Origin of the sequence: Nonomuraea indica (assembly GCF_002850745.1) — a bacterium.
Classification (GTDB): Bacteria; Actinomycetota; Actinomycetes; order Streptosporangiales; family Streptosporangiaceae; genus Nonomuraea; species Nonomuraea indica.
The window spans coordinates 1-23953 of record NZ_KZ559468.1; the positions used below are offsets into that span (position 1 = coordinate 1).

33 protein-coding genes and 2 pseudogenes are annotated in these 23953 nt (G+C 70.2%); 7 read left to right on the forward strand and 28 right to left on the reverse strand.

The annotated features are described in order from the left end of the window. Positions 1-167 precede the first annotated feature (167 nt). Positions 168-554, forward strand: a complete 387-nt coding sequence (locus CXR44_RS42110) for a 5-fold beta-flower protein (RefSeq protein ID WP_425437403.1) — start codon at positions 168-170, stop codon at positions 552-554. A 316-nt stretch (positions 555-870) separates the two neighbouring features. On the opposite strand, the gene CXR44_RS07785 is transcribed toward CXR44_RS42110, so the two are convergent. The 24 genes from CXR44_RS07785 to CXR44_RS38830 form a co-directional block, all read right to left on the reverse strand. Continuing rightward, on the reverse strand, positions 871-2142 hold the full coding sequence (locus tag CXR44_RS07785; RefSeq protein WP_245898951.1) for a PBSX family phage terminase large subunit: 1272 nt from the start codon (positions 2140-2142) through the stop codon (positions 871-873). Continuing rightward, positions 2139-2612 (reverse strand): helix-turn-helix domain-containing protein, encoded by a 474-nt coding sequence (locus CXR44_RS07790; protein ID WP_101784246.1) that lies wholly within the window; start codon positions 2610-2612, stop codon positions 2139-2141. Before CXR44_RS07790 ends, CXR44_RS07785 begins: the two co-directional genes overlap by 4 nt. A 77-nt stretch (positions 2613-2689) precedes the next feature. Then, entirely contained in the window at positions 2690-3331 is a 642-nt protein-coding gene (locus tag CXR44_RS07795; RefSeq protein WP_101784247.1) for a hypothetical protein, read from the reverse strand. Next, entirely contained in the window at positions 3328-4044 is a 717-nt protein-coding gene (locus tag CXR44_RS07800; RefSeq protein ID WP_101784248.1) for a hypothetical protein, read from the reverse strand. Before CXR44_RS07800 ends, CXR44_RS07795 begins: the two co-directional genes overlap by 4 nt. 63 nt (positions 4045-4107) lie before the next feature. Then, complete coding sequence (locus tag CXR44_RS07805; RefSeq protein ID WP_101784249.1) at positions 4108-4389, reverse strand: hypothetical protein; 282 nt, start codon at positions 4387-4389, stop codon at positions 4108-4110. Beyond that, on the reverse strand, positions 4386-4607 hold the full coding sequence (locus CXR44_RS07810) for a helix-turn-helix transcriptional regulator (protein WP_101784250.1): 222 nt from the start codon (positions 4605-4607) through the stop codon (positions 4386-4388). Before CXR44_RS07810 ends, CXR44_RS07805 begins: the two co-directional genes overlap by 4 nt. Beyond that, entirely contained in the window at positions 4604-4819 is a 216-nt protein-coding gene (locus CXR44_RS38820; RefSeq protein WP_144069892.1) for a hypothetical protein, read from the reverse strand. Before CXR44_RS38820 ends, CXR44_RS07810 begins: the two co-directional genes overlap by 4 nt. 529 nt (positions 4820-5348) lie before the next feature. Then, complete coding sequence (locus CXR44_RS07815; protein ID WP_101784251.1) at positions 5349-6749, reverse strand: AAA family ATPase; 1401 nt, start codon at positions 6747-6749, stop codon at positions 5349-5351. Positions 6750-6801: 52 nt separating this feature from the next. Beyond that, positions 6802-7155: a hypothetical protein gene (locus CXR44_RS38825; protein ID WP_144069893.1), complete on the reverse strand. Its 354-nt coding sequence runs from the start codon at positions 7153-7155 to the stop codon at positions 6802-6804. After that, entirely contained in the window at positions 7152-8255 is a 1104-nt protein-coding gene (locus tag CXR44_RS07825; protein WP_101784253.1) for a ParB/RepB/Spo0J family partition protein, read from the reverse strand. Before CXR44_RS07825 ends, CXR44_RS38825 begins: the two co-directional genes overlap by 4 nt. Next, on the reverse strand, positions 8252-8767 hold the full coding sequence (locus tag CXR44_RS07830) for a WhiB family transcriptional regulator (RefSeq protein WP_101784254.1): 516 nt from the start codon (positions 8765-8767) through the stop codon (positions 8252-8254). The genes CXR44_RS07825 and CXR44_RS07830 overlap by 4 nt, the downstream gene beginning before the upstream one ends. Continuing rightward, positions 8764-9063, reverse strand: coding sequence for a helix-turn-helix domain-containing protein (locus CXR44_RS07835; protein ID WP_144069894.1), 300 nt, complete (start codon positions 9061-9063; stop codon positions 8764-8766). The genes CXR44_RS07830 and CXR44_RS07835 overlap by 4 nt, the downstream gene beginning before the upstream one ends. Continuing rightward, positions 9060-9590 (reverse strand): RuvC family protein, encoded by a 531-nt coding sequence (locus CXR44_RS07840; protein ID WP_101784256.1) that lies wholly within the window; start codon positions 9588-9590, stop codon positions 9060-9062. Before CXR44_RS07840 ends, CXR44_RS07835 begins: the two co-directional genes overlap by 4 nt. Further along, entirely contained in the window at positions 9587-9730 is a 144-nt protein-coding gene (locus tag CXR44_RS39315; protein ID WP_180903239.1) for a hypothetical protein, read from the reverse strand. The genes CXR44_RS07840 and CXR44_RS39315 overlap by 4 nt, the downstream gene beginning before the upstream one ends. After that, entirely contained in the window at positions 9727-10125 is a 399-nt protein-coding gene (locus CXR44_RS07845; protein WP_101784257.1) for a hypothetical protein, read from the reverse strand. The genes CXR44_RS39315 and CXR44_RS07845 overlap by 4 nt, the downstream gene beginning before the upstream one ends. Then, positions 10122-10850 (reverse strand): 3'-5' exonuclease, encoded by a 729-nt coding sequence (locus CXR44_RS07850; RefSeq protein ID WP_101784258.1) that lies wholly within the window; start codon positions 10848-10850, stop codon positions 10122-10124. Before CXR44_RS07850 ends, CXR44_RS07845 begins: the two co-directional genes overlap by 4 nt. After that, positions 10850-12004 carry a recombination directionality factor gene (locus CXR44_RS07855; RefSeq protein WP_101784259.1) on the reverse strand — a complete coding sequence of 385 codons (1155 nt, stop codon included), beginning with the start codon at positions 12002-12004 and terminating at the stop codon, positions 10850-10852. The genes CXR44_RS07850 and CXR44_RS07855 overlap by 1 nt, the downstream gene beginning before the upstream one ends. Further along, a complete protein-coding gene (locus CXR44_RS07860) occupies positions 12004-12990 on the reverse strand; it encodes a hypothetical protein (protein WP_101784260.1) in 987 nt (328 codons plus the stop codon). Before CXR44_RS07860 ends, CXR44_RS07855 begins: the two co-directional genes overlap by 1 nt. After that, the gene (locus CXR44_RS07865; protein ID WP_180903240.1) at positions 12987-13187 is read right to left on the reverse strand and encodes a hypothetical protein; all 201 of its coding nucleotides are present in this window, start codon (positions 13185-13187) and stop codon (positions 12987-12989) included. Before CXR44_RS07865 ends, CXR44_RS07860 begins: the two co-directional genes overlap by 4 nt. Continuing rightward, complete coding sequence (locus CXR44_RS07870) at positions 13184-13486, reverse strand: hypothetical protein (RefSeq protein ID WP_101784262.1); 303 nt, start codon at positions 13484-13486, stop codon at positions 13184-13186. Before CXR44_RS07870 ends, CXR44_RS07865 begins: the two co-directional genes overlap by 4 nt. After that, complete coding sequence (locus CXR44_RS07875) at positions 13483-13833, reverse strand: hypothetical protein (RefSeq protein WP_101784263.1); 351 nt, start codon at positions 13831-13833, stop codon at positions 13483-13485. Before CXR44_RS07875 ends, CXR44_RS07870 begins: the two co-directional genes overlap by 4 nt. Continuing rightward, positions 13830-14048: a hypothetical protein gene (locus tag CXR44_RS07880; protein ID WP_101784264.1), complete on the reverse strand. Its 219-nt coding sequence runs from the start codon at positions 14046-14048 to the stop codon at positions 13830-13832. Before CXR44_RS07880 ends, CXR44_RS07875 begins: the two co-directional genes overlap by 4 nt. Continuing rightward, complete coding sequence (locus CXR44_RS07885; RefSeq protein WP_101784265.1) at positions 14048-14380, reverse strand: hypothetical protein; 333 nt, start codon at positions 14378-14380, stop codon at positions 14048-14050. Before CXR44_RS07885 ends, CXR44_RS07880 begins: the two co-directional genes overlap by 1 nt. Positions 14381-14459: 79 nt before the next feature. Then, complete coding sequence (locus tag CXR44_RS38830; protein ID WP_144069896.1) at positions 14460-14879, reverse strand: helix-turn-helix domain-containing protein; 420 nt, start codon at positions 14877-14879, stop codon at positions 14460-14462. A 269-nt stretch (positions 14880-15148) separates the two neighbouring features. On the opposite strand from CXR44_RS38830, the gene CXR44_RS07900 reads away from it, so the two are divergent. From CXR44_RS07900 to CXR44_RS07920, 5 genes are all read left to right on the forward strand, one after another. After that, positions 15149-15601 (forward strand): hypothetical protein, encoded by a 453-nt coding sequence (locus tag CXR44_RS07900; RefSeq protein ID WP_101784266.1) that lies wholly within the window; start codon positions 15149-15151, stop codon positions 15599-15601. A gap of 185 nt (positions 15602-15786) precedes the next feature. Further along, the gene (locus CXR44_RS07905) at positions 15787-16122 is read left to right on the forward strand and encodes a hypothetical protein (RefSeq protein ID WP_144069897.1); all 336 of its coding nucleotides are present in this window, start codon (positions 15787-15789) and stop codon (positions 16120-16122) included. A gap of 13 nt (positions 16123-16135) precedes the next feature. Next, complete coding sequence (locus CXR44_RS07910) at positions 16136-17326, forward strand: tyrosine-type recombinase/integrase (protein ID WP_101784268.1); 1191 nt, start codon at positions 16136-16138, stop codon at positions 17324-17326. A 192-nt stretch (positions 17327-17518) separates the two neighbouring features. Continuing rightward, complete coding sequence (locus CXR44_RS07915) at positions 17519-18163, forward strand: dihydrofolate reductase family protein (protein WP_101784269.1); 645 nt, start codon at positions 17519-17521, stop codon at positions 18161-18163. A gap of 241 nt (positions 18164-18404) precedes the next feature. Then, on the forward strand, positions 18405-18875 hold the full coding sequence (locus tag CXR44_RS07920) for a hypothetical protein (RefSeq protein ID WP_144069898.1): 471 nt from the start codon (positions 18405-18407) through the stop codon (positions 18873-18875). Between the two features lie 67 nt (positions 18876-18942). Here CXR44_RS07920 and CXR44_RS07925 read toward each other — a convergent pair whose 3' ends face one another. After that, positions 18943-21408, reverse strand: coding sequence for a polynucleotide kinase-phosphatase (locus CXR44_RS07925; protein ID WP_101784271.1), 2466 nt, complete (start codon positions 21406-21408; stop codon positions 18943-18945). Then, entirely contained in the window at positions 21392-21967 is a 576-nt protein-coding gene (locus tag CXR44_RS42115) for a methyltransferase (protein ID WP_425437409.1), read from the reverse strand. The genes CXR44_RS07925 and CXR44_RS42115 overlap by 17 nt, the downstream gene beginning before the upstream one ends. Here CXR44_RS42115 and CXR44_RS42120 point away from each other — a divergent pair. Beyond that, positions 21908-22144: pseudogene (locus tag CXR44_RS42120) on the forward strand (hypothetical protein); the annotation flags it as partial. The gene CXR44_RS42115 and the pseudogene CXR44_RS42120 overlap by 60 nt on opposite strands. A gap of 135 nt (positions 22145-22279) precedes the next feature. Here CXR44_RS42120 and CXR44_RS42125 read toward each other — a convergent pair. Next, positions 22280-22984: pseudogene (locus tag CXR44_RS42125) on the reverse strand (3' terminal RNA ribose 2'-O-methyltransferase Hen1); the annotation flags it as partial. 54 nt (positions 22985-23038) lie between these two features. Next, the gene (locus CXR44_RS07935) at positions 23039-23953 is read right to left on the reverse strand and encodes an LLM class F420-dependent oxidoreductase (RefSeq protein ID WP_101784273.1); all 915 of its coding nucleotides are present in this window, start codon (positions 23951-23953) and stop codon (positions 23039-23041) included.

The following is a 23953-nucleotide window of genomic DNA, read 5'->3' on the forward strand; positions in this document are numbered from 1 at the left end:
TCAGCTTGTCAAGGCGATCCTCGTCCTTCAGCTCCGCGAGGCAAGATGAAAAGCACTCAGGGTAGGCCACAATTCGGATTACGTGTAATTGCCGCATTGTGAGGCTTCGTTTTGTCGGTGGCCGGAAAGTATGAGCGTGAGGTTGCAGCTTGGCAGGGGAGGCCATCTTGGATGACATTTACGATGCCAACGACCGTAAGGTCGGCTACGTGCTTGGTGGGGGCGTGTACGGCCTTGGCGACTCACGTAAAGGGTCCGTAGAGATCAGTGGCTGGGTCCGCGATGGAGGGGATCGGTGGGTGGGTGCGGTAAGCAGCACCGGCCAGGTATCGGACACCGACGATCGGAGCGTGGGGTACGTCAGGGGTGCCGAAGTTTTCAACCAATCTGGGCATAAGGTCGGCCATGTAAGAGCAGAAACATCGACCAACTCTGTGAACGGCATCACCGATGCGCACAAGGCGGGGGCCGCCCTTCTCCTTCTCTTCCTAGAAGAAGAAGCATGGCGGCCATCGGCTGCTCCTCCAGGATACGGGCCAATACCCCGGTTCTGACCGAGCCCGCCCCAAAGTTTGACGATCTTAGCTGACACTTGCGGGAAGTAAAGTTTCCCCCAAGTTAACTACTAGTAGAGCAGTGCTCACGATTCCTGTGGAACTTAGATGATCACACGCCCGTTCTGCTGGCGTGACCACACCTCAGCTCACATGTCCCCTCTGTCAGCACACCGAGTTTCTCCAGCAGCAGGGCCGTATCAGCAGCAAGAACAACTTCATCCAGAACCAGGTGACACTGATGATCTGCAAGCGATGCGACTATGTGCTGCCGTTCTGGGAGAACCGGTCGAAGCTGTTCGATTTGAGCTGACGCTCACGCCGCTTTCGTGGGCGGGGCGAGCCGCCCGTGCCAGATGTTCCTCGTCGTCCGGATCCCGTACCTGAGCGCGTCGACGCCGTGGTCGTTGACCTTGAGCGGCTTGTCCTCGCCCTTCTCCGACGCGTCCGGGTCCCAGGCGTAGCCGGGGATCTCCCGGATCAGCTCCTTGCATACGGCGTGGACGAGGAGCCGGCCGGTGGCGAACAGCGAGGCGACGTCGCGGATCCCGTCGACGACCTCGTTGTCGGCCAACGTCGAAGTGGTGCCGTCGCGGTGCATCTGCACCCGGTACGACTTCGCGGACGGGTCGACCACCCAGTACGACGGCGTGATCCCGAGGCCCGTCACCCAGGCGCGCACTCGCTCGGAGTACTCCGCATCGGTCAGGCTGCCGCGCTGCTTCTTCGAGTCCCAACGCCACTCGTGGCCGACGTACAGCCGGCCATCGACGCCCAGGCCGATCGCGAGGGCGTGGAACGGGTTCGTCGTCCCGTAGTCGAGGGCGATGCACAGCCAGTGGGCGATCGGCGGCAGCTCGGCGACGACGTGGCGGGCCGGGTCCCAGGACTCGTAGACGACGCCCTCGGCCAGGACCCACTCACCGAGGATCAGCCGTCGGTACCACAGCCCTGTGAACTCGCTGGAGACGTTGGCGACGTACTCGGGGGTGAGGTTCGGGTTGTCGGCGAGCTGGAACGAGAACCGGTGCAGGTTCAGGCTGTCGGGGTCGTCGCTGCGGTGGACCTCGCCGTCGCGGTCGAGGTGCAGCCGGGCCCGGTCCAGGTAGTTCACTTTGAGCCAGTGCTGCGGCCCGTCGGGGTTGGTGGTCGCGTACAGGCGGGCGCCCGGGATGCTCAACCTGGTCAAGAGCATGACGAAGAACGACTCAGGCAGCGTGGAGAGCTCGTCGCAGTACGCGCCCACCAGCGACAGGCCGCGGATCTTCTCTTGCGCGGTCTCGTCGTTCGCGCCCACCACGTAGATCTTGCGGCCGAGCAGGAACAGTTCGCCGGTGCCGGCCACGTAGCGGGCCCGCTTGTCGCCGAGCATCTCGACCAGGACGTCGATGATGTTCCGGCGGAGCGTCCGTTCGGTTTTGCCCACCATCAGCAGGGGGCCGGCCGGGGCGGTGCGTACGAACTCGATCCACTTGACCAGGGTTGTGATGGTCTTCGACGACCGTACGGAGCCGTCGAACACGTTGATGCGGGCATCGGCGAGCCGGTACGAGTCGACCTGCTTGCCGACCAACGGCGCGATGATCACTGGCCTGTGATGCCGCGGAGCCAGGCATCGACGGCGGCCAGGCCCTCGGGGTCGCGGTCTAGTTCGATGAGGCGGGCGTGCTTGTCGATGGCCACGGCGACCGCACGGAGGATTTTCTCCTGGCCGGCGAAGTCTGGCTGTTCGAGCTCGGCCTCGCTGTAGGTGTTGTCGCGGCCTCCGAAGTTGTAGACCTTGCAGCGCTCCCAGAGCTGCGCGCGCAGTCGGAGGGCGTCGTCGAGCAACTGCTCGGCGAGGACGGCGCGCTTGTGCTTGGTGTCATCAACGCGGGCCTGGGTGGCGGCGCGGGTCTGGGCCCGATCGAAGGTGAGCTCCATGGCGGCGGCGGCGCGGCTGATAGTGGAGCGGTCGCGGCCTAGTTGGCGGGCGATGTCGTTGCAGCCGTGGCCGGCGGCGTGGAGGTCTCGGATCTGCTGGCGCTCGGCGTTGGTGAGCGGGGCGGGGGCGGGCATGGTCACCCCCTGGAGATGGCGAAGCCCCGCGCGGTGGCGGGGCTATCAGGCTTCAGGGCATGCTGAAGACGCCTCGATCATGGGTTATCCACAGGTTCCGTGTCAAGGACGCTCTCTTCTCTGACTAGTTCCTCGATGTTCTCTGCCAGCTCTTCGGCTATTGAGAACGCAAACAGGTTCATCCGGTTGAACTCGGGATCTCCTGGACCAAGCCGTCGTTGGGCCTCGGCGCGGGCTTCCTCATAGAAGGCCACGCTGGACTCCAGCTTCAAGAGGGAGGCGTACCTCCCTGGGATCGAGGGCAGGTGGATCTCCAGCAGGCGTTTTGATTTTGCTATGAGATCCGGCTGGCTTGTACTGGTGGCCCAGAGCTTCTGGGCGTAGATGTCCCCGACCTTCATCAGTTGCTCGATCAGGAATTCACGCCGGTCTCGATCGCGCTGCTCCTGCAGCTGAGCCTGCAGCCGCCGGTCAGCTGCCGCTCGCTCGTCCTGGAGGCGTTGGGATGCCTCCTTGCGGTCTCCTTTGGCCGTGATGAGAGCGATGATCAGGCCAAGCGTGGCTACAAGGGCAGCACCCATCGAGCCCAGCCCGTCAATGACCTCGATTGGGTGCGGTGTGTCGGGCGGCGGTTGCTGGACCGTCATCGTGATCTGGGGCGTCGCTATGGGGACTGGCACCGTCACCGTGACGGTAGGAGCGGGCTGCTCGGGGGTCATGCGGTCATGGTGGCGTGTCCGTCGATGTGCGCCTCGGAGACGCGCACATGCTTCGCCAACCGTTCCCAATCCGATATGGGCCAGCACGGTTGCCCTCGCCACCACGTGCCAACCTCACGCTGCGGCGGCTCGCACACGCCTGAGCAGACGATGGCGATCTGATCGCCGGGCAGCGTGACCACGCTCCAGGTGCGGGCGCCGCCGGCGGGTGTCTCCGGTGTGACGCCCTTGCACCAGGGGCAGACGACGTCGAGGGCCTGGCCGTCGTACACGAGCGACATGGCGCGGGCGGTCTGGTCGACCATCCATGCGGTGATGGGCGCCGCCCACTCGGCCAGGCCGTCGTGCGCCTCGGCGAGCCGGGCCGCCGCGAAGTGCAGCCAGGGCCGGGCGTCCAGCTCGCCGAGCGTCGGCGGCCGCAGTGGTGGGCACATCGTCACCTGGGCGAGGTTGTCGGCGAGGTCGTCGGCACGCACCAGGATGTCGAGCGCGGTCTGGAGGATGGCCACGTCGACGGGGGCCGGCGACTCGCCGAGGCTGAGTGCGGTCCGCTCGAACCGTTCGGCTCGGGCGAGGGTGTCGCGTTCGGCCCGGGCCTGCTCGGACAGCTGGGGGTGCCGCCATGGCCGGGGGGTGGCCATGGGGAGGCGCGCGGTCAGGAGGTCGGGCCAGTACTCGATGACCCAGTCGAGCTGGTCGAGGGCGAGGGACACGGGCAGCTCCGGCGGTGTGGTTCAGAGGTCGGGGACGAGCGGCGGGACGAAGCCAGGGTCAGGTCAACGTGCCGCCCGGTCGATGAAGTCGAGCAGCCTCTGGGCGTACTGGCTGGCCACGCTGAAGGGGGAGCACCAGAAACGGAAGTCCTCGTCGATGTAGGAGCGGATGCGCGCGATGGCGGCCTCGGCCCGTTCAGCGCGTGCTCGGAGTGTGGCGAGCTCGTCGTCGCGCACGGCGAGCACGGCGTCCGGGAGTGTGCCGCGGTAGGCGTGACCGTTCGGCTTGTCGAGGACGCTGTCGATCGCGGCGGCGTAGCGGTGGCGAAGGTCTTCGCGGCTCACGGGGTGATCACGCTGCCCTTCAGGTACGCCTCGACGGCGGCGGCCGGGACGCGGATGGAGCGGCCGACGCGGATGGTGCCGGGGAAGGTGCCGGCGTCGATGAGTCGGTAGACGGTCATCTTGGCCAGGCGGAGGCGGGTGGCGATGTCGGCGACGTATTCGGCGGCATCTCCGCGCGCGGCGGCATGGGCCAACGTTGTGGCGGTGCGGGTGTTCATGGGGTGGGCTCCTTGATGTTGAGGAGGTAGGGGCGGCCGGTGCAGGGGGCGGTTCGGTAGGGGTGGTCGTCTGCTGCGTGGGCGTGGGTGGCGTCGCAGTGGGGGCAGTGTCGGACGGCGAGGAGCATGTAGCCGGTGTTGGGGCTGATGATGATGTGGGCGTCTGTCCGGGTTAGGGCGATGCAGATGTCGGCCTTGGATGGCTGGGCCATGTGGTCGCAGATGGTGGCGCATGGGTTGCAGTAGCCCTGCCCGTCGGGGCGTCCGCAGGTGGTGCAGTGGGGGTCGCAGTCGCCGGTGATGGGGGTTTTGGGGCGTGCTCGGTGGCGTGTGCGGGTGTCTGGGACTGGGGCTGTCCGGGACCCCGTCCTCTCTATAGAGAGGAGAGGACGGGGACAGGTCCCGGTCACGCTGCCCGGCTCAAGATCGTCTAGCTGTCCGGACGCTGTCCGGGACAGGTGCGAGCTGGGGGTTTGGGGTTGATCGTCTGAGGGTGCGGACAGCTCAAAAAGGGCGGTAACACCCTCGGGGGGTACCTGGGCCTGGCGGCGCTGTGATCTGCGGCTTCGCGTAACAGACAAATGTTCTGCCTCCTGTCCGGGACAGCTTGGACGGCTGGTCACAGAGTTGCGACACACCTTGAGGGGGTATTTAGCGATCTTGCTCGGGGACCTGTCCCGGACAGTCCCAAGATCTTTAGACAGGTCCGGACGGCGTCCCGGACAGCCACCGGGCGGCCGCTCATCCGAGCCCCGCACGGCGCGCCGCGATCGCGGCCGAGATGGTCTCGTTCGACGCCTTGAACCCCGCCGCGCCGAGCTCCTCACGAATCGCGTCCCGGCCGGCGTCGAGCGGCACCTGGAGCCCGTCAAGGAAGTCGATCAGCTGCGCGACCTTGGGCGGCAGACCGGACCCGCCGACGGCCAGCTCGTGACGCAGCGGGTCCGCGCGGCGGCGCAGCTCGATGAGCGGCACGCCGTGGTTGGCCCGGGACATCTCCCGCTTGAGGTACAGCGAAGTCTCGGACACCTTGACGAGCAGCCAGACGGCGTCGACGTCGGCGCCCTTCGCCGAGGAGCCGCGCTGTCCCTTCTCCAGGTCCTTGCCAGAGTGGTCCAGGCGGATGACGGAGATGCCCATGCCCTTCAGCGGGGCGAGGGCGTGCCGGTAGAGGTTGGCGAACGTGTCAGCGTCGTTCTCCGAGCCCTCGATGACGCGGGAGACGGTGTCGATGACGACCAGGGCGGGCTGGTGGTGCTTGGCCAGGGCCATGAGGTGCTGGCCGCCGGCCGCGGAGTCGAGGACGGGCAGGCTGGGGAAGCTGTAGTAGATCAAGTCGGGCAGGTCGGCGGGGCCGTAGCCAAGGTTGGTGAGGCGTTCGACGATGTCGGACTGGCTGTTTTCGATGTCGATGTACAGGACGCGGACGGGCGGCTTGGCCGGCTGGCCGAGGACCGGGCGGCCGGTGGCCAGGGCGGCGGCGATCTCCAGCGTGAACAGGCTCTTGCCGGCCTTGGGCGGGCTGTAGATGGCGATGGAGCGGCCCTGCTCGATGAGGTTCTCGACCAGCCACGGGATGTCCTCGGGCTGGGTGGAGAACGCGGCCGTCCAGTCGATGGGGGTGTAGAGGCCGGCCAGGGCGTTGGCGGCGTTGGTGTTGGTGCCGGCGATGTCGCCGAGGGCCTTGGAGAGCTCTTCCTGGGTGGCGGTGAGGGCGTCGTGGACGTTGTCGGCGGCGGCGGCGTTGGTGATCCACTGGAGGCCGCGGGTGAGGGCTTGGAGGGCTCGTCGGCTGGTGGCGTGGCGGGCGACGATGCGGGCGTGCCAGACGGGGTCGCCAGCGATGGGGGCGTTGCGGAAGAGATCTACAAGGTAAAGGGCGCCGCCGTCGCGTTCGAGCTCGCCGATGGTGCGTTCGGTGGTGAGTTTGTCGGCGACGACGTGGGGGTCTGTGGGGCCTTCGGCGTCGAAGAGCTCGAGGATCGCCTTGTAGATGAGGCGGTGGGCGGGGTGAAGGAACGCCTCGGGGTCGGGGAGTGCGGTGCGGACGTGGTTGACCACGTACGGGGTGGTCATGCACATGCCGAGCACGGCCTGCTCTGCGGCGCGGTCCCAGAGCTTGGAGTCGGACTCCGTGATCAACCGTGTCTCCCGGGTGGTTCGTAGAGGTTGGGGCGTGGTACTGGGGGCGGGGTTACGCGGTGGATCTCAGGCGGTGCTCGCGTTCCTTCTGCGCGGCGACGGTGGCTTTGGCGGCGGCCTGCACCGCTGGTGAGGCGCGGCGTTTGCCGGTCGCGATGTTGCGCGCGTCGGTGACCCAGGAGTCGACGAGCGACGGGTACGGGTTGTCGGGCGTCCAGCTGGGGCAGCCGCCGCACAAGCACCTGCGCGGAGCGCAATGGCCACCGGGCGGCTCGGGGCGGCCGGCGAGCGCCGCGGGGGTGTGCGCCGTGCACCGCCATCCGGTGACGTGGAAGCGCGCCGGGACGGCGCCGCAGCGGGTGTCTGCGGCGCCGTGCCAGTGCCCGCAGGGGGTCGTTACGCTCACGCCGGGTCGCCTGCGGTTTCGGCCTGGATCACCACGCGCTCGTCGGCGCGGATCACCGACTCCCAGCACTGGCCGCACGCCGTTTGCCCGATCCGTCGGCGCGTCGTGTGCTCGCGCGCCTCGCACAGCCGGGCTGCCTTGCGCGCGAGGGGGTGGGTCTTGGCCAGATAGTCGGGCTCCCAGGACCACGGCTGCACGGCCGAGCCGCTGGCTTTCGCCTTCCGTGCCTTCTTCCGTAGGCGGCGTACCGCGGCCACGGCGTCGGTGACAGAGAGCTCGCCGGAGCGAACTCGTTCCTTGGATGCGTCGTCGAGCTCCAGGAGGGCGAGGAGGTAGGAGACGGTGCCCTCGGCGATGCCGGTCCGGGTCGAGATGAGCGCGCCGGAGTAACCCTGTTCGCGGAGCTTGCCGATCGCCTCGGCCTTCTCCAAGGGGTTGAGGTCCCTGCGCTGGACGTTTTCCACCAGCATGACCTCGATGGCGGCCGCATCCCGAACGTCGAACCGGACGACCGCAGGCACGATCTTCAGCCCGGCCTGGAGGGCGGCGGCGCGGCGGCGATGCCCAGCGAGCAACTCGTACTGGCCCGGCATGTTGGGGTGCGGGCGCACCGTGATGGGCTGGAGCAGTCCCTGGGCGCGGATGCTGGCGGCCAGCTCGGTGATGTCGCCGATGTCGTCACGGATGTTGCCGGGGTGATCGTGGATGCGGTCGAGCGGCAGCTCGGTGGCCAGCGGGCCGTCGACGGCGGCCCCTCCTTCCACGGGCGGGGGAGCGGGCGGCGCGTCAGGGGCCGGGGCCGGAGGCTGGCGGGGCTCGACGGGCTCGCGGAACTGGACGGTCCGCGGCGTGTCGTCGTCGAGCAGTTGCTTGGCCCAGTTGAGCAGTTCCACGTCGACGGTGTCGGGGAGCTGCACCTTGTAGCCGGGGCGGCCAGGGTTGTAGACGCGGCCGTTCTTGTCGACGAGCCAGCCGGGCTGCTGGCTGATGACCTTGCGGACTGTGCCGATTGGCCAGCCGGAGTGCTGAGCGACGGCCTGCATGGTGTGGCCGGCGACTAGCAAGGCCAGGACGCGGTCAGGTGTGAGGGTGGTGGTCACTGGCTTCCCCTCGTAGTGGTGAGGCGTTCGGTGGCGTAGGCGTCGCGTTCGGCTTGGGCGATGCAGGGGCGGCAGGTGGTGCACTGGTGCGGCGGCGCGGCCGGCGCGGCGGGGGCGGTCTTCGGCTGAGTTCGGGCGGCCTGCGGCTTAGCCGAGCGGGCGTTGGCGCAGGCGCGGCAGATGGCGCGGCGGGCGGCCCGGCCGGGCGTGTTGATCCCGAACTCGTACTGCGGCTTGATGGCCTTGCAGTCGGCGCACTTCTTGGGCGGGAGCTGGCCGAGGATGATGCGCTCGCGCTGGGGGGCGGTCATGCCGGCGACGACGCCGTCCGGGCCGAGGTGCTCAGGAATGGACAGGACCCAGTCGCGGCACTGGTCCAGGACTGGGCAGGCCCGGCAGGTCGCCAGCGCCTGTCCCAGTTCCTCTTCGGTGGTTGGGTACATGCGGTCGGGCTGGCCGACGCACCGCCCGGTGCCGTCCCAGGCGGGTAGGTAGTCGAGGGCGATGCTCATGCCGCGGCCACCCCTTCCTGCGAGTTGAGCCGGGCCTGGTATCGCTCTGCCGTGCGCAGGCTGACGCCGATCTGCTCGGCGGCTTCGCGAACGGTGAGGCCGCGCTCGCGGAGCTCGGCGAAGTCCGCGATGCGGCCCTGCGCCGAGAGCCAGGTCTGCAGCCGCGGGTACTGCGCGAGCGTTCCCGCGGCCAGGTGTCGCCTGTAGCAGGTGTGGCAGAGTCCCCGCCCGCCATGCAGTCCGAGCTCTTCGCAGCACGCGCAGAGCACTTCGGTGCATTTCCTCGGGTCGATCACTGGGCCACCGCCGCGGGCCACGACACCTTGGTCAGCGCCTCGCGCTGGGCCTTCGGCAGATCGACGAGCGGGTGGCCGAGCACGTCGAGGCCGGCGGCGCGGAGCCACCAGGCGTCGACCTGGTTGTCGTCGCGGAGGTCGAGGCCGGCGCGCTGGAACAGGGCCATGCGCATGTCGGGCTTCGTGGCGTTGCCGCGGCCGGTGGCGTACTTCTTGAGTGTGGCGGGAGGTATGAGCGCGTACGGGACGCCCCGCTCGATGAGTGCGACGCGGACAGCTCCGTGGACCATGCCGGTGATGCCGGCCCCGTGTGCGTGGGTGGGGAGGTCCTCGATGACGGCGAGTTCGATGGGTTCGCTGTTGATGTAGTCCCAGGCGTCGGCGCGGACGGTGACCATGATGCTGCGCAGGCGCTGGTCGCCGTCGCTGGCGAGGGTGCGGATGGTGGAGGTTGGCCGGCCGTCCCAGGTGGCGATGCCGGTGGCGGTGAGGGACAGGTCGAGGCCGATCACGCGAGGGGTCATCATGCCTCCAGGGCAGGTGCGGGGGAGGGGGACGGCCTGCTGGCGGGGTCCGCGGCCACGCTGGCCGCCAGCGCGAGGAGCGCGGCGGTCAGTGTGGCGAGGATGACCCCGACCAGCAGAGCGACGAGGTGCAGACAGGTCACGCGTGTCCTGTCCACTTCTCCAGGGCGACGCTTGCGGCCCGGATGATCGGCCACAGCTGCGACGGGCGTTCCACGCTGGCGAGTTGGACGAGCACCTCGCGGTAGGCGTCGCGCTCAGCCTCGACCTGGCCGCGCGCCGCTTCGTGCACGCACTCGACCGGGTCGCCGCCGCACACCGCTCGCTCAGGGGCAGGGAGGCCGAGTTCGGACTCCAGCACGCTGAGGCCGGCCGACGCGGCGGCGATCAGGTCGCGGAACCACGCGGGGTCTTCGATGACGATGTCCTGGCCGGGGCCGAGGCTGATCGGCACGGCCGGGCCGGACTTGCCGCGCACGAGCTCGCCCGCGGTGGGCTGGCCGAGCGGCGTCAGGGCGGTGCGTCGCAGGTGCGTCATGCCTGGGCCTCCTGGCGTTCGTAGGGGATGACGGGCCACTCGTCGCGCACGTCGTCATGCGGCTTGCCCTGCTTCTGCAGGTAGGCGCGGAAGGACTGCGCCTGCTCGGCCTTCGCGCGCGCTTGCAGCTCGTGGAGCTCGTGCAGCGGCATGTCGGCGATGTGCGGGTTCCGCTGAGCGATCCGGTACGCCACCCGGGCGGCGGCGAGGGCATCGTGCGAGGCGTCGTGGGCGCCGTCGATGCGCACGTCGTAGTGGGCGCAGACGTCGGCCAGCTTGCGCGAGCCCTTGCGGTAGCGGTCGAGGTGCTTGTCGAGCACGAACGCGTCGATCACTACGCCGCGCGCCGCGGTGAGCTGCTCGCCGAACGGCTCCAGGCCGTGCCGCCTGCTCTCCCTATCCAGGAGGGTGAGGTCGTAGGCCAAGTTGTAGCCCACGACGGGCACGCCGTCGAAGACCTGCCCCATGATGGCGCTGGCCAGGACGGCGACGACGTGTGCGGGGTCTTCGCCGTGCTCGGCCGCGTACTCGGTCGTGATTCCGTGCACCTGGGTGGCGGCGTCGGGGATCTCGATGCCGGGGTTGGCGAGCAAGGTGTGGGTGTTGGCCTCGCCGGTGGTGCCGTTGATCAGGGAGGCGCAGCCCGTGACGATGCGGTCGGTCTCGACGTCGATGCCGGTGGTCTCCAGGTCGAAGGCCAGCAGCATGCCCTTGTGCCAGCCCATCAGAACGGCACTGCCTCGTCCGCGCCGGCCGGGGTGGCCGGGGCCGGGTCGTCGTACTTCCCGGCGTGGACCAACCTGAGGAAGGACGCCAGCTCGCCAGCGGTGGCCGCCTTGGCCTGCACGCCCATGGCGCCCTGGAAAGTCTTCTCCAACTCCTTCATCCCGCGCGGCCAGGCGGCGACGATCTGCTGCCACACCGTGTCCCGATCCGGCTCCTGCCGGTCCTCATGCGGTGCCTGCTGCGGAGCGGCGGCTGGGGATGCCGGCGGCTGGGGGAACTCGGCGACGCGCGCCCGGGCGGCGGCCTCGATCTCCGCGCCGTTCGGCGCGCCGTCCCGCTTGGCCTGCTCCCACACCGCCACGACGGCGTCCCTGGAGTCGGCCGCCCGGATCAGCGCCACGTAGTCAGTGCGCGGCGCCTCGATTGCCGTCCGACTCCCGCCCCCCACCGCGGGCGCCTGCACAGCTCCGGCCAGGACCTGCCCGGCGGTCCCGCCGCGCAGCTCGACGGCGACCACGGGGAACTGCTTGGTCTTGCCCTGCGCGACCCGGGTGCGCTGCTCGATCCGCAGCCGTACCGGGATCAGCGCGCTGTCGCCGATCGACCCCTTGAGCACGTCCACTGCGGCCGCGATCTCGTTGGCGGAGTGGTAGGAGTGGGTCTCGACGCGCCACGCGCCGATGTCGGGCATCTCCGGGAGGATGACGTTGAGCCGCGTCGTCATCTTGCACGCCTGATCGCGCGGCGCGGTCTCGTGGAAGGCGTCGCCCCACTGCGCCCTGCACAGGCAGGGGGAGTCGGAGAGGGACTCGGTCATGCCGTCGCAGCGGCGCTGCGCCCCACCCTTGGTCCAAGCCTCGTAGGCCTGCGAGAGCGGGTCACCGGGCGGCAGGATCGCGTCGAGGCTGCTGGCCTGAGTGATGACGCGCCACTGGGCGGCGCCGTTGCCCTGGGGCTGCCACTTCTCGACCTGGCCGCCCCAGATGTCGGCGGCGGCCTGGACGTAGTGCTCGGCGTGCGAGGTGACGATCCAGGTCTGGGAACGGACCGCGCGGGGGCGCTTGGTCGGGTCCTCGTTAGGGACGCTGTAGCCGGTGCGCAGGCGGCCGAGCTCGCGGGCCTGGCGCTGGAGGGTGATGATGCGGGAGCCCATCAGGCCGCCGCCTCCCTTCTCACGGGGGTCTTCAGGGCCTCGCCGACAATCGACTTGGCTCGGCCGGTCTGAAACTCCGCCACGCGGCGGATGTACGTGAACGCCTCGAACACGTCGTCGCCGCAGGCCACGGGGTAGAGGCGGTATCCCTCGGGGCGGAGGTGCAGCACCACGCCCACCGAGTGTCGAGGCGGCATCTCCACACGGGTGCCGTCGCGCAGCCAGCCGTACTTCGCCATGCGATAGGCGGACATCTGTACGCCGGCCTCGGGGTAGACGCCGCGGACGTTGCCGTCATACGTCTTCTCGTCGAGTTCGCCGCCGGTCTTGGTGTCGCCGGGGATGTCCATGTCGGCTGGGCAGCCGAGCGCGGCCGCCAGGAGCGGCGAGCGCAGGAGGTAGTCGAGCGTGCCGGCGAACTTGTGGTCGTAGTCGGCGACGACCATCTCCGACGCGGTGAACTCGATCTGCCAGTCGCGGACGAAGTCGTCGAACTTCCGGGCATACGGCTGTAGCTCCAGGTCGTTCGCGACCTCATCGGGAACAGGGGTGCCGAGCACTCGGGCCTCGATCAGCGCGTGCACGGCAGTGCCGATGTCGGCCCGCTCCTCCTTCTTGCGGGTGTGGGCGCGCTTGAGCCAGTCGGTCATCTGCCGGGCCTGCTCGGGGTCGCGCGAGGCGCGGACGAGCTGGGGGAGGTGTTCCATCGCGGTCTCGGCGACGAGCTTCCCGGCCCAGTGGATGAGCGCCTCCTTGGGGGAGCCCTGGGAGAGGATCGTGGTGACGCTCCGGAGGAGGTCGCCGGTGGCGGGGTCCTTGTAGAACCCGGCCGTCGAGCGGCGGGGGATGCGCGCAGTGCCGACCGGCACGCCGCTCCCCGGGCAGGGGAGGGCGTTGCCGGCGGTCTTGTGCTTGCGGATGGTGCCGTCCTTGTTGACCTGCTGCTCGGTCGTGCAGGTCGGGCAGGTGGCCTTGTCGGTGGTCACGGGCGGCTGCTTTCTGGGGCCGTGAGCTCGCCCGTGTGGGTGCCCTTCGGCCTGTCGTAGGGGTGGGCGCCCGCCCGCGCCGTGAGGGCTCGGGCGGGGTCGTTGAGGAGGGGGGCGAGCCAGGCCGCGGCCTCGACGGCGGCGGCGTGGTGCGCGGCGGCGCGGCGGGCGCGCAGGCGGGAGAGCAGCCGGGTCATGTCGCGCACCCGCAGTCGGCTCCGCATCCCGCGTGGTCACCGTGGTGGTCGCAGGCGCAGGGACCGCCGCACTGGGACGGAGGCGTCGCGGCGGCCGCGCGCCAGGCGTCCAGGTCGTGATCGTCATAGCCGGTGCCGGCGACGGGGCCAAGGATCGCGGTGGCGGCGGCGAGGGCGAGCGTCGCGTGCACCTGGGCGAGCGCCAGGACTCCGGAATGGTCGCCGGGCTCCAGGAGTCCGCGGTGGGTCACGGCCCCGATGAGTCGCTCGGCCTCGCGGTAGTGCTCCGGCCCCGTCACCGCGCACCGCCTGCCGTGGGTTCCATCACGGGAGCGTTGGCCTCGATGAGAGGCAGCATCCACTCGGGCAGGTCGATGTCGTGCTCGGTCATGAACCCCTGCTCGTGAGGCGACCAGTCGTTCTTGGTCTTCCGGTAGCGGTGGCCCTTGATGAACCAGAGCAGGTCCCACTCGCCGTTGTGCCAGAGCCAGGTCAGGCGGATGCGGGTGGCGCGCATGGTGAAGGGCCGGTTGACACCGGGCTTGGTGGTCAGCTCCACGTGGCTGGTGATCGCGATGTGCACGGTGTACTTGGCCGGGCTGCTGTACGGGCGCTCTCCGCGCAGGACGAGCTCGGGCGCGGTCACCGGGCACCCCCGGTGCATCCGCCGGAGATGAGCGTCAGTTCCATCCCCATGGGCACGACGACGGCCTGTGCCGAGCACCGGCAGCGGGCGTCCTGGTAGCGGACCGCGATGCGGCCGTCGAAGACGCGGTGAACCGCCTGGACGCGGACCGGCTTGCCGTCGTTCCAGTCGGGCGTGGACACGATCTGGCGGGCGTGCAGGTCGACGGCGACCATCAGACGGTCACCGCCTCGGCCTGCTCGGTGCTCGGCAGCAGCGTCCACACGCTGATGCGCGCGTTCGCACCCGTGCCGTACGCCCACAGGTAGCGCTTCCCGCTCTTGTGCGCCTCGATGGTGAATACGCCGTTGGCGATCGCCTCGGCCCACGCCAAGACCTCGGCCTGACCGTCAGCCTGGCCCTCGGTTCGGCCGTCGGTGCCGAACACGGTCCAGTAGCAGACCGGCAGGTCCAGGGTGAGAAGGTAGGCCAACCGGGCGACGGTGCCCTGCTGCTGGTGCCGTACGGGCAGCTCCGCGTTGGCGGGCTGATCTGCGATGATGGTCATGAGACTTGCGTCCCTTTCTCTAGCTGGGGGATTGCGGTCTGCGAGGTCCGGCCGTGGGGCGGCTGGACCTCGCCGCGTTTCAGGACCTGGCGGCGCGCCGGGCGATCCACGCCTCAACGGAGGCGACGGGTACGCGCGACTTCGGCTTCTTGGCGCCCTTCCGGCCGACGTCGATGACCGGGAGGTCTCCGTCAGCGACGAGCCGGTAGGCGTGCGCGCGGGAGACGCCGATTGCCTGCGCGGCCTGGGGGATCGTGAGCAACATCTCCTCGTCCTTGCTGTTGGAATTTCCCGACATCGGAGGCGAAAAAAGGGTGCTGACCTGGCAACCCAGGGCGTCGGCAATGCGTTCGGCCGTGGTGGTGCTGCATGAAATTCGGCGGCCGGACGTCAGGTTGCTGATGGCCTGTTTCGTCAGGCCGACCTGGGTGGCAAGGGTGACCGTGTCGTGGCGGCCCGCCATCAGCTCGCGGAGGAGGCTGCGGCTGCGGAGCACCATCTCTGGACGCCGTGACACGTTCTGAGACCTCCTGAGACGTTGGAAGAATTTTCCAACACACTAGCCCCTTCAGGCCGTGCTGTCTACACGCTGGACTCTTGTCTCTGCCTGTCACCAAACCGATCTGGTTTGATGTCCCTATCTTGTTGTCTGTGGCGTCTCGGGATAAACGTTGCGCAGCACCTGTTGTCAGATTGCCCTAACAGCACGCTGTCAGACGGCAAGACCACAGCAGAACAGGCGAGGGCTATCCAGGAAGGCGACCACTGATGCCGCCGCGAGACGTCAATGGCACGATCAGCGAACACCCGCTCAGCGACTATGTCCAGGCGTACCTGGACCGCACTGACCTTAGTGCCCGCCAGCTGGCAAAACGGGCTGTAGACCCCGAGACAGGGCAGAAGCTGCTCCACACCTACGTGTCCGCGCTCGCGGCCGACGAAGTCCCGAGGGTGCCTGACATGTGGCGACTAAGGGCACTAGCAGCGGCAATGGCGGCGGCGGGACTCGGGCTCGATCAGGGCGAGTACCGCCGCCGCCTTGATGAGATCAAGCGCCTGGCTGCAGTGCAGTGGCTCGACCTCGGCGACGTGCTCACCGTGGACACCGGTGGAGGTACCTGGGTGACGGTCAGCGTGCCCGCCACGCTGTCCGAACGCCGGCGGCAGCGACTGATCAAGTGGGCCGAGAACTTCGCGCGGGAGCTGGACGAGGAAGACTGAGGTCCGATGTGGCGAATCGGACTTAATGGCCTTACCTGTCGTAAAAAAATTCAACCATTCCGTTGTCTCCGGCGTCACACTGATGCTCCCAACGCACAAAGCGCCCGGAAAGACACGGTGATCACACGATGGCCGGAACGGTCCATTACTGCCTGATGCCCACCCACAGACTCCCGTACGGGCCCGTGTCGGCCTATCTCGGACGAAACGGTGGACTCAAGGTTCTGGTCGACGACGCCCAGATGGACCTCCTGTTAATCCCCGCCCTCGATGGCCTCAGCGACGCGATCCTCAGCGTCTTGCCCGGTACTGACGCCGCCCGCGTCCGGGTGCATCGCGACCACAAGCTCGGCGGGACCGAGCTCATCGTCGCCGAGGTCACCGACAACATCGACGTCTTCCTGCCCCACGAGCTCCTGACCAAGGAGGTGTCCAAGCAGATCGGCCTGCACGGCACGCGCGTACTGGCCACGTTCATTCAGATGGCCGCGGTCATCGGCCGGACCCCGCCCGCGGCCTAACGACGGAGGAGCCATGGCGTTCTATCGAAAACTCCCGTCCGGCTTATGGCAGGCGACCGTGCGCCTGCCCAGCGGCCGCCGCCTCACGCACACGAACAAGCTCAAGAGCATCGTCCAGAAGTGGGCGACCGAGCAAGAGGCGGAGATCGCGAAAGGCCGCCGCATCGACCCCCGGGCCGGGCGCATCACCGTGGAGGAGTGGCACAACAAGTGGTGGCCGGCCCGCGTCGTCGAGGAGGAGACCCGCCGAGGCGACGCCGCGCAGTTCCGGCTGCGGATCCTGCCGTACTGGCGGGAGTGGTCGCTCGGCGACATCGGCCGGATCGACGTACAGACCTGGGTCCGGACCATGGAGCGGGAGAACGTCGGCAGGCACGCCATCCGCCGCTCGTACAACCTGTTCGCGACGATGCTTGGCGACGCCGTCCTGGATCGGCTGATTCAGGCCAGCCCTTGCCAGAAGGTCGACCTTCCCGCCACGCCGCCGAAGGCCCCAGCGTGGTTCACACGGACGCAGGTCGACGCGATCGTCGAGCAGCTGCCCGCTGGGCACGCGGCGATGGTCGAGCTGATGGTCTACACCGGGCTGCGCTGGGGTGAAGCCGCTGCGGTAGCCGGCGCGGACCGCGACGACGAGACCGGCAATCCGGTCGATTGGCTGCGCGGCCGGATCCTCGTGCGCGGGGCGCTCTCCCAGCAGGGGAAGTGGAAGGAGTACCCGAAGAACTCCAGCAGCCGCCGCGAGGTGCCGGTGCCCCGGCATGTGCTCGACCTCCTGGCGCCGCTCCTGCAGGAGAGGCGCCCGGACGCGTGGGTGTTCGTCGCTCGCCGCCGGTCGCCGGGAAGCAGTGAGTACCCGACGGTGTCGGGCGCGAACTGGCGGGTGGTCTGGTACGAGGCGATCGCCGCAGCGAACGCGGCGATCGAGGAGGAGAACAAAAGGGTTGCGAAGGACAAGCGCGTCAAGCTGGTGCCTCGCCTGGATGTGCACGACTGCCGCCACACGGCGGCCAGCTGGTTGGTTCAGGCTGGTGTTCCGCTGTACGACGTGCAGAAGCTTCTTGGTCACTCTTCGTATCAGACCACGATGAGGTATGCGCATCTGGCGCCGGATGCGCACGATGCGGTGGAGGACGCATGGTCGAAGATCATTACGCACCAGCGACGCACGGGCGTGGCGGAGGCCGCTGTGGATGCGCGATGACCTGGGACGAGGTGTGGGCGAATGTGTTCTCGATGACCCACCACGTGGAGTGCGTGGCTCTGCTGGTCAAGGACTAGATCATGCCGCCCGTCCCGCCTCGGCGCGACGGGCGGGCGGTGCCCGAAGCGGCGGCGATGAGTTTTCCCGGCCCGCGGGGTCTCACCATCGTCAGCGACAACACTGGAGGAACACGTGACTCAGCTGCTGAGGGTCCAGAACTTCAACGTCTCGAGTGACGGCATCGGCGCCGGTGAGGACCAGAGTCTGGAGAACCCGTTCGGCCATGTCGATCCCGAGAGGCTGTTCGCCTGGGCCGGCGCCACGGCGAGCTGGCCCATGCGCACCGATCCGGGGGGCAGCCGGGGCCTCGACGACTACTTCACCCGCGACTACGCGCGCAACATCGGCGCCGAGATCATGGGCCGCAACAAGTTCGGGCCCCAGCGCGGGCCCTGGCACGACCACGAGTGGCGCGGCTGGTGGGGGGACAAGCCTCCGTTCCGCACCCCCGTGTTCGTCATGACGCACCACAAGCGTCCTTCGTTCACGCTGTCCGACACCACGTTCCACTTCGTCGACGGCGACCCGGCCACGGTTCTCGAGCAGGCGCGGGAGGCGGCGCAGGGCAAGGACGTGCGGCTCGGCGGCGGGGTCACCACCATCCGGCAGTTCCTCGACGCCGACCTCGTCGACACCATGCACGTGGTGGTCTCGCCGGTGAAGCTGGAGTCCGGACTGCGGCTCTGGGAGTCACCCGACGAGCTGCTCGACCGGTTCCACCTGGAGGTCGTGCCCAGCCCGAGCGGGGTGACCCACCACCTGTTCTGGCGGCGGTGACACCAGAGCCGGCGTGAGTTCGGCGAAGGGCGGGCGGAAGGCACGGGAGGGGCGTACCGTGCGGATCATGCCTCCGCGCCCCTCACGCGCCGTCACCGCCGAAGCCGGGCCGCCGCCCCGGCAGCCGGCTCATCCGCCGGCCCGGCAGCCGGCTCATCCGCCGGCCTGGCAGCCGGCTGATCCGCCGGCCTGGCAGCCGGCTGATCCGCAGGCCGGGTCGCCACGCCGGCGTCGCCTCACGGTGGCGCTCCTCACGGCGGGGATCACGGTCGCCGCGACCGCCGCCGTGGCCGCCGAGCTGATGGCGGGCGGGGTGTCCGGCGGGCGGGCCGACGTCCCCGGCGGGCTGCTCGCGTCGAGCGGCGGCACCGTCGCCGGCTCGCTGGCCCGCGCGGACGCAGAGGCGGAGCCGCGCGAGCCGACGCCCGGGCAGCGGGCGCGGTTCCTCGCCCGGATCGGCGCGATCGCTCCGTGGCTGGCCTCCGAGGAGGACCGCACGCTCACCCGCGCCCGCGCCACCTGCGACGACATCCGGCGCGGCGACCAGGGCGACCAGCTCGTCAGCGGTGACCAGGACGACCAGGACGACCAGCTCGTCAGCGGCGACCAGGACGACCGGCTGGTCAGCGACGCCCAGGAGCGCTTCACCGACGTCACCGCCGGCCAGGCCGCCGCGATCGTCGAGGCCGTCAGGAGCTGGTGCGCGCCCTGACCGCCCCGACGTCCGGCGGCTGCCGGGTCCCGTCCGCGGTGCTCCGGCACCCGGACCGGGGAGCGCGTCAGAGCCGCGGGTCCACCGGCTCCGACTCCAGAGCGAGGATGCCGAAGACCGGCTCGTGCACCCGCCAGCCAGGCTCGCCGTCGGTGAGGCGGGCCAGCGCCTCCAGGCCGAGCGCGTACTCGCGCAGCGCCATCGACCGCTTCTTGCCCAGGAAGCGCCGGCGCAGCACGTCCAGCGACTCGGTGTAGTCGGGCCCGTAGATGATGCGCAGGTACTCCCGCCCCCGCACCTTGACGCCCGGCTGGACCCGGCCCGGCACGTATGCGGCCGGCTTGACCACCATGCCCTCGCCGCCGGCGGCCGTCAGCGACTCCCACCAGTCCACCGCCTCCGCCCGCGACCGGGCGGAGTCCAGCGACACGAACACGTGCCGCGTCGGGGTGATCAGTGGCGCGTCGAGCCGCGCCAGCGTCTCCAGGTGCCAGGCGTGCGGCTCCAGCGCCGTGGTCCGCCCCTCGCAGGCCAGGATCTGGAACGGCGCCAGCCGCACCCCCTCCAGCCCGTCCACCGGCCAGCAGTAACGGGCGTAGGCGTCGCGGAACAGGGCAGCGTTGGCGGAACGGCGCCGGGCGCGGTCGAGCAGTCCGCCCACATCCAGGCCGCGCCCGGCCGCCGTCTCCAGCGCCGACACGGCCTCGGGCAGCGCCGCCCGCGCGGCCGCCCCCACCGAGGCGTACTGGCTGCGGATCAGCTCGCCCGCCTTGGCCGACCAGGGCAGCAGCTCGCAGTCGAGCACCACCCAGTCGGAGCCCAGCTCGGCCCACAGCGGCTCGCACGCCTCGCGCAACCGGTCCACCAGCGGCGCCGTGTCGTCGAAGAACGGCCGTCCGGTGCGCGTGTAGACGGCGCCGGTGCTGCCGTCGGCGACGCCGAACCGCTCCCGCGCCACGTCGGCGGTGCGGGCCAGCACGGCGACGGCCCGCGAGCCCATGTGCTTCTCCTCGCACACGACCTCGTTCACCCCGGCGGCGGCGAACTCCTCGAACGCCTCGTGCGGGTGCTCCAGGTAGCCGTCGAGCCGCGACGTCTCCGGCGGCGCCATCGTCGGTGGCAGGTAGACCAGCCAGCGCGGGTCCACCGCGAACCGGCTCATCACCTCCAGCGCGGCGGCGGCGTTCTCCTCCATCACCTTGACGCGAGTGCCGAACCGGGTCTCCACGTGCCGGGTGCCCTGGACGTCGTTGATGTCCAGCATGCCCGGCTCGCGGCCGGAGCCCGGGCCGCCGAGCGGCTTGGCCGGCTCGTACCAGACCTTCTCGGCCGGCACCTGGACCAGTTCGCGCTCGGGGTAGCGCAGCGCCGTCAGGTGGCCGCCGAAGACGCAGCCGGTGTCGAGGCAGATGGTGTTGTTGACCCATTCGGGACGGACCGTGGGCGTGTGCCCGTAGACGACCATGGCGCGGCCCCGGTAGTCGTCGGCCCACGGGTAGCGCACCGGCAGCCCGTACTCGTCGGTCTCGCCGGTCGTCTCGCCGTACAGGGCGAACGCGCGGACCCGGCCGGAGGCGCGGCCGTGGTAGGACTCCTTCAGTCCCGCGTGCGCGACGACGAGCCGTCCGCCGTCGAGCTGGTAGTGGCTGATCAGCCCGTCCATGAACGCCCGCGCCCGCGCGACGAACTCCGGCGGCTCGGCCGCGAGCTGGTCGAGCGACTCCTGCAGGCCGTGCGCGACCTTGACCTTGCGGCCGTTCAGCGCGCGCACCAGCTTCTGCTCGTGGTTGCCCGCCACGCAGATCGCGGTGCCGGCCTCCACCATGTCCATCACCAGGCGCAGCACGCCCGGCGTGTCGGGGCCCCGGTCCACCAGGTCGCCGACGAACACCGCCGTGCGTCCCTCGGGGTGCCGGACGCCCTGCCAGCCGAGCCGCGCCAGCAGCGCCTCCAGCTCGGCGCGGCAGCCGTGCACGTCGCCGATGATGTCGAACGGCCCGGCCAGCTCCCGCCTGTCGGTCCACGCCTTCTCGAACCCGACGTCGGCGGCGTCGATCTCCTCCACGCCGCGCAGCACGTGCACCCGGCGGAAGCCGTCCTTGGAGATCTTCGACAGCGACCGGCGCAGGTCCTTGCGCTGCCGGATCACCACACCCGCGCCGAAGTCACGGTCGGGCCGGGTGACGTTGCGCTCGATCGCCACCTCCTCCGGCACGTCGAGCACGATGGCATCGGCCAGCACGTCGTGGCTCCTGGCCAGGTCGATCAGCGCCTTGCGGGCGTGGTACTGCACGTTCGTGGCGTCCACGACCGTCAGCAGGCCGCGTGACAGGCGCACACCGACGATGTGATGGAGCAGGTCGAACGCCGCCGGCGTGGCCGACTGGTCGTTCTCGTCGTCGGCGACCAGGCCGCGGCAGTAGTCGGACGAGATGATCTGCGTCGGCTTGAAGTGCCGGGCGGCGAACGTCGACTTCCCGCTGCCCGAGACGCCGACGAGCACCACGAGGGACAGCTCAGAAACCCTGATCACGGGTGAAGACTCCCATCTGGGTGGGCGGGCCGACCTCGGGGTCGTCGTCGCCCACGGGCTTGACGGCGAAACGGTAGCCGTACCGGGCGGCCACGCCGGCGGCCCAGCGGGCGAACTCGGCGCGGGTCCACTCGAACCGGTGGTCCGGGTGGCGCATCCCGGTCAGGAACTCGTAGCGCACGTTGTACTCGACGTTCGGCGTGGTCACCAGCACGTGCGACGGCCGGGCGTGCCCGAACACCACCCGCTCCAGCGCTTCCAGGCGCGGCGGGTCGACGTGCTCGACGACCTCCATGAGCACGGCCGCGTCGTAGCCCGCCAGCCGCTTGTCGGTGTAGGTGAGCGAGCCCTGGAACAGGTGCAGCCTGGCCCGCTTCAGCTCCGGCATCCGCTCCAGCTTCAGCTTGCGCGCGGCGATGGTCAGCGCCATGGAGGACACGTCCATGGCCCCGACACGGGCGAACCGCGGCCTCGCGAGCAGCTCGCCGACCAGCTCGCCCTGGCCGCAGCCCAGGTCGACGACGCTGGTCACGCCGAGCTCCTCCAGCGTGGCCAGCACGGCCTCGCGCCGCCTGACGCTCAGCGGGCGCGGCGGCCCGGCCGCCGGCCCCTCCTCCGGCACGGGAGCCTCCCCGGCCGGCCCGTCCGCGCCGACCTCCCCGGCGCCCGTGCCCTCGGCGACGGGCACCGCGGCGCCCGCCTCCGCGGCGCCCGCCTCCGCGGCGCCCGCCTCCGCGGCGCCCGCCTCCGCGGCGCCCGCCTCCGCGGCGCCCTCGGCGACGAGCTCCGCGGCGCCCGCCTCCTCCGCAACCGCGGGTTCGAGCTGCTCCTCCGTCTCGTCGCCGAGCTCGGCCAGCCGGGCCAGCGCCGTACGGGCCAGCGCCCGGCGCCGCCCCAGATAGCGCCGCGTGATCAGCCCGCGCTCGGGGTGGTCGCGCAGCCATCCCTCGCCCGCCCGGATCAGCTTGTCCACCTCGTCCGGCGCGATCCAGTAGTGCTTGCCGTCGTCCAGCACGGGCAGCAGCACGTACAGGTGGTTGAGCGCGTCGGCCAGTCGTACGGCGCCGCGCAGCTCCAGCCGCACGTACCGCGAGTCACCCCACTCGGGGAAGCCCTCGTCCAGGGGCACGGACTGCGCGGACACCTCCCAGCCGAGCGGCTCGAACAGCCGTCCGGCGAGCCCTGGGCCGCCGCGGCAGGGCAGCGCCGGCAACCGGATCTCCAGCGGCAGCGGCCGCTCCGCCAGCTCCGGGCGGGTCCGGCACCGCCCGGCCCGGGCGGTGCGGAACACGTCGGCCAACGCCACCGCCAGCAGCGACGAGGCCGCGTACGGCCGGTCGTTGACGTACTGCGAGAGGCTGAAGTCGGGCGAGCCCTTGCCGCGCGAGCGGGCCAGCGACACGGGGTCGACGTCGAGCAGGAGCGCCGCCGTGCAGCGTTCCTCGCCCGCCTCGGGATAGAACACCGTGGCCGTGCCGAAGGACTGGCCGAACTCCTGCACCCGGTCGGGATGCTTGTGCAGGAGGAAGCCGAGGTCCGTGGCCGGACGGGCGGTGGTCGAGATCGTCAGCAGCACGGGGCAAGTCTGCCGCAGCAGGCAAAGCGGCGCTAACGGATAAGTCGCGAAAAGCTACACGTGAGGCAGGACCTCCGCCGCGATCAGCTCCAGCTGCTCCAGATCGGACAGGTCCATCACCTGGAGATAGACGCGCTCGGCCCCCAGCTTCGCCAGCTCGCCGAGCTTCTCCACGACCTCGCCCGGGGTGCCCGCGAGCCCGTTCGCGTGCAGCTCGTCCAGGCCGGTGCCGATGGCGGCCGCGCGCCGCTCCAGCTCGGCGGCGTCCCGGCCCACGCACACGGTCTGCGCCGCCGACAGGATGATCGTCCGCCCGGTGTCCTGCGCCGCCCGCCGTACCCGGTCGAACGCCGCGCCCGTGTCGGGCAGCGTCCGGAACGGCACGTTGTACTCGTCGGCGTAGGCGGCGGCCAGCCGCGGCGTGCGGGCGGCGCCGAAGCCGCCGATGATGATCGGCGGGCGCGGGCGCTGCGCCGGCTTCGGCAGCGCCGGGGAGTCGGCGAGCCGGTAGTAGCTGCCCTCGAACGAGTACGGGCCCTGGGCCGTCCACAGCCCCTGGATGATCTCCAGCTGCTCCTCGAACCGGGCGAAGCGCTCACCGACCGGCGGGAACGGGATGCCGTACGCCGTGTGCTCGGCGTCGAACCAGCCCGTGCCCAGCCCCAGTTCGACCCGGCCGCCGCTCATCTGGTCCACCTGCGCGACGCTGATCGCCAGCGGGCCGGGCAGCCGGAACGTGGCCGGCGTCACCAGCGTGCCGAGCCGGATCGTGGACGTCTCCCTGGCCAGGCCGGCGAGCGTGATCCAGGCGTCGGTGGAGCCCGGCCCCGGGTCGCCCGCGCCGATGCGCTGGTAGTGGTCCGAACGGAAGAACGCGTCGAAGCCGAGCCGCTCGGCGGTCCGGGCGACGGTGAGCAGGTCGTCGTAGGAGGCGCCCTGCTGGGGCTCGGTGAAGATCCGCAACTTCAT

Excerpts from the sequence above, each read along its gene's own strand:
- CXR44_RS07790 (WP_101784246.1), bottom strand. The coding sequence starts at position 2,612 with ATGCCCGCCCCCGCCCCGCTCACCAACGCCGAGCGCCAGCAGATCCGA.
- CXR44_RS07795 (WP_101784247.1), bottom strand. The coding sequence starts at position 3,331 with ATGACCCCCGAGCAGCCCGCTCCTACCGTCACGGTGACGGTGCCAGTC.
- CXR44_RS07810 (WP_101784250.1), bottom strand. The coding sequence starts at position 4,607 with ATGAACACCCGCACCGCCACAACGTTGGCCCATGCCGCCGCGCGCGGA.
- CXR44_RS38820 (WP_144069892.1), bottom strand. The coding sequence starts at position 4,819 with ATGGCCCAGCCATCCAAGGCCGACATCTGCATCGCCCTAACCCGGACA.
- CXR44_RS07830 (WP_101784254.1), bottom strand. The coding sequence starts at position 8,767 with ATGAGCATCGCCCTCGACTACCTACCCGCCTGGGACGGCACCGGGCGG.
- CXR44_RS07840 (WP_101784256.1), bottom strand. The coding sequence starts at position 9,590 with ATGATGACCCCTCGCGTGATCGGCCTCGACCTGTCCCTCACCGCCACC.
- CXR44_RS07845 (WP_101784257.1), bottom strand. The coding sequence starts at position 10,125 with ATGACGCACCTGCGACGCACCGCCCTGACGCCGCTCGGCCAGCCCACC.
- CXR44_RS07850 (WP_101784258.1), bottom strand. The coding sequence starts at position 10,850 with ATGGGCTGGCACAAGGGCATGCTGCTGGCCTTCGACCTGGAGACCACC.
- CXR44_RS07855 (WP_101784259.1), bottom strand. The coding sequence starts at position 12,004 with ATGGGCTCCCGCATCATCACCCTCCAGCGCCAGGCCCGCGAGCTCGGC.
- CXR44_RS07865 (WP_180903240.1), bottom strand. The coding sequence starts at position 13,187 with ATGACCCGGCTGCTCTCCCGCCTGCGCGCCCGCCGCGCCGCCGCGCAC.
- CXR44_RS07880 (WP_101784264.1), bottom strand. The coding sequence starts at position 14,048 with ATGGTCGCCGTCGACCTGCACGCCCGCCAGATCGTGTCCACGCCCGAC.
- CXR44_RS07885 (WP_101784265.1), bottom strand. The coding sequence starts at position 14,380 with ATGACCATCATCGCAGATCAGCCCGCCAACGCGGAGCTGCCCGTACGG.
- CXR44_RS38830 (WP_144069896.1), bottom strand. The coding sequence starts at position 14,879 with ATGGTGCTCCGCAGCCGCAGCCTCCTCCGCGAGCTGATGGCGGGCCGC.
- CXR44_RS07900 (WP_101784266.1), top strand. The coding sequence starts at position 15,149 with ATGCCGCCGCGAGACGTCAATGGCACGATCAGCGAACACCCGCTCAGC.
- CXR44_RS07910 (WP_101784268.1), top strand. The coding sequence starts at position 16,136 with ATGGCGTTCTATCGAAAACTCCCGTCCGGCTTATGGCAGGCGACCGTG.
- CXR44_RS07935 (WP_101784273.1), bottom strand. The coding sequence starts at position 23,953 with ATGAAGTTGCGGATCTTCACCGAGCCCCAGCAGGGCGCCTCCTACGAC.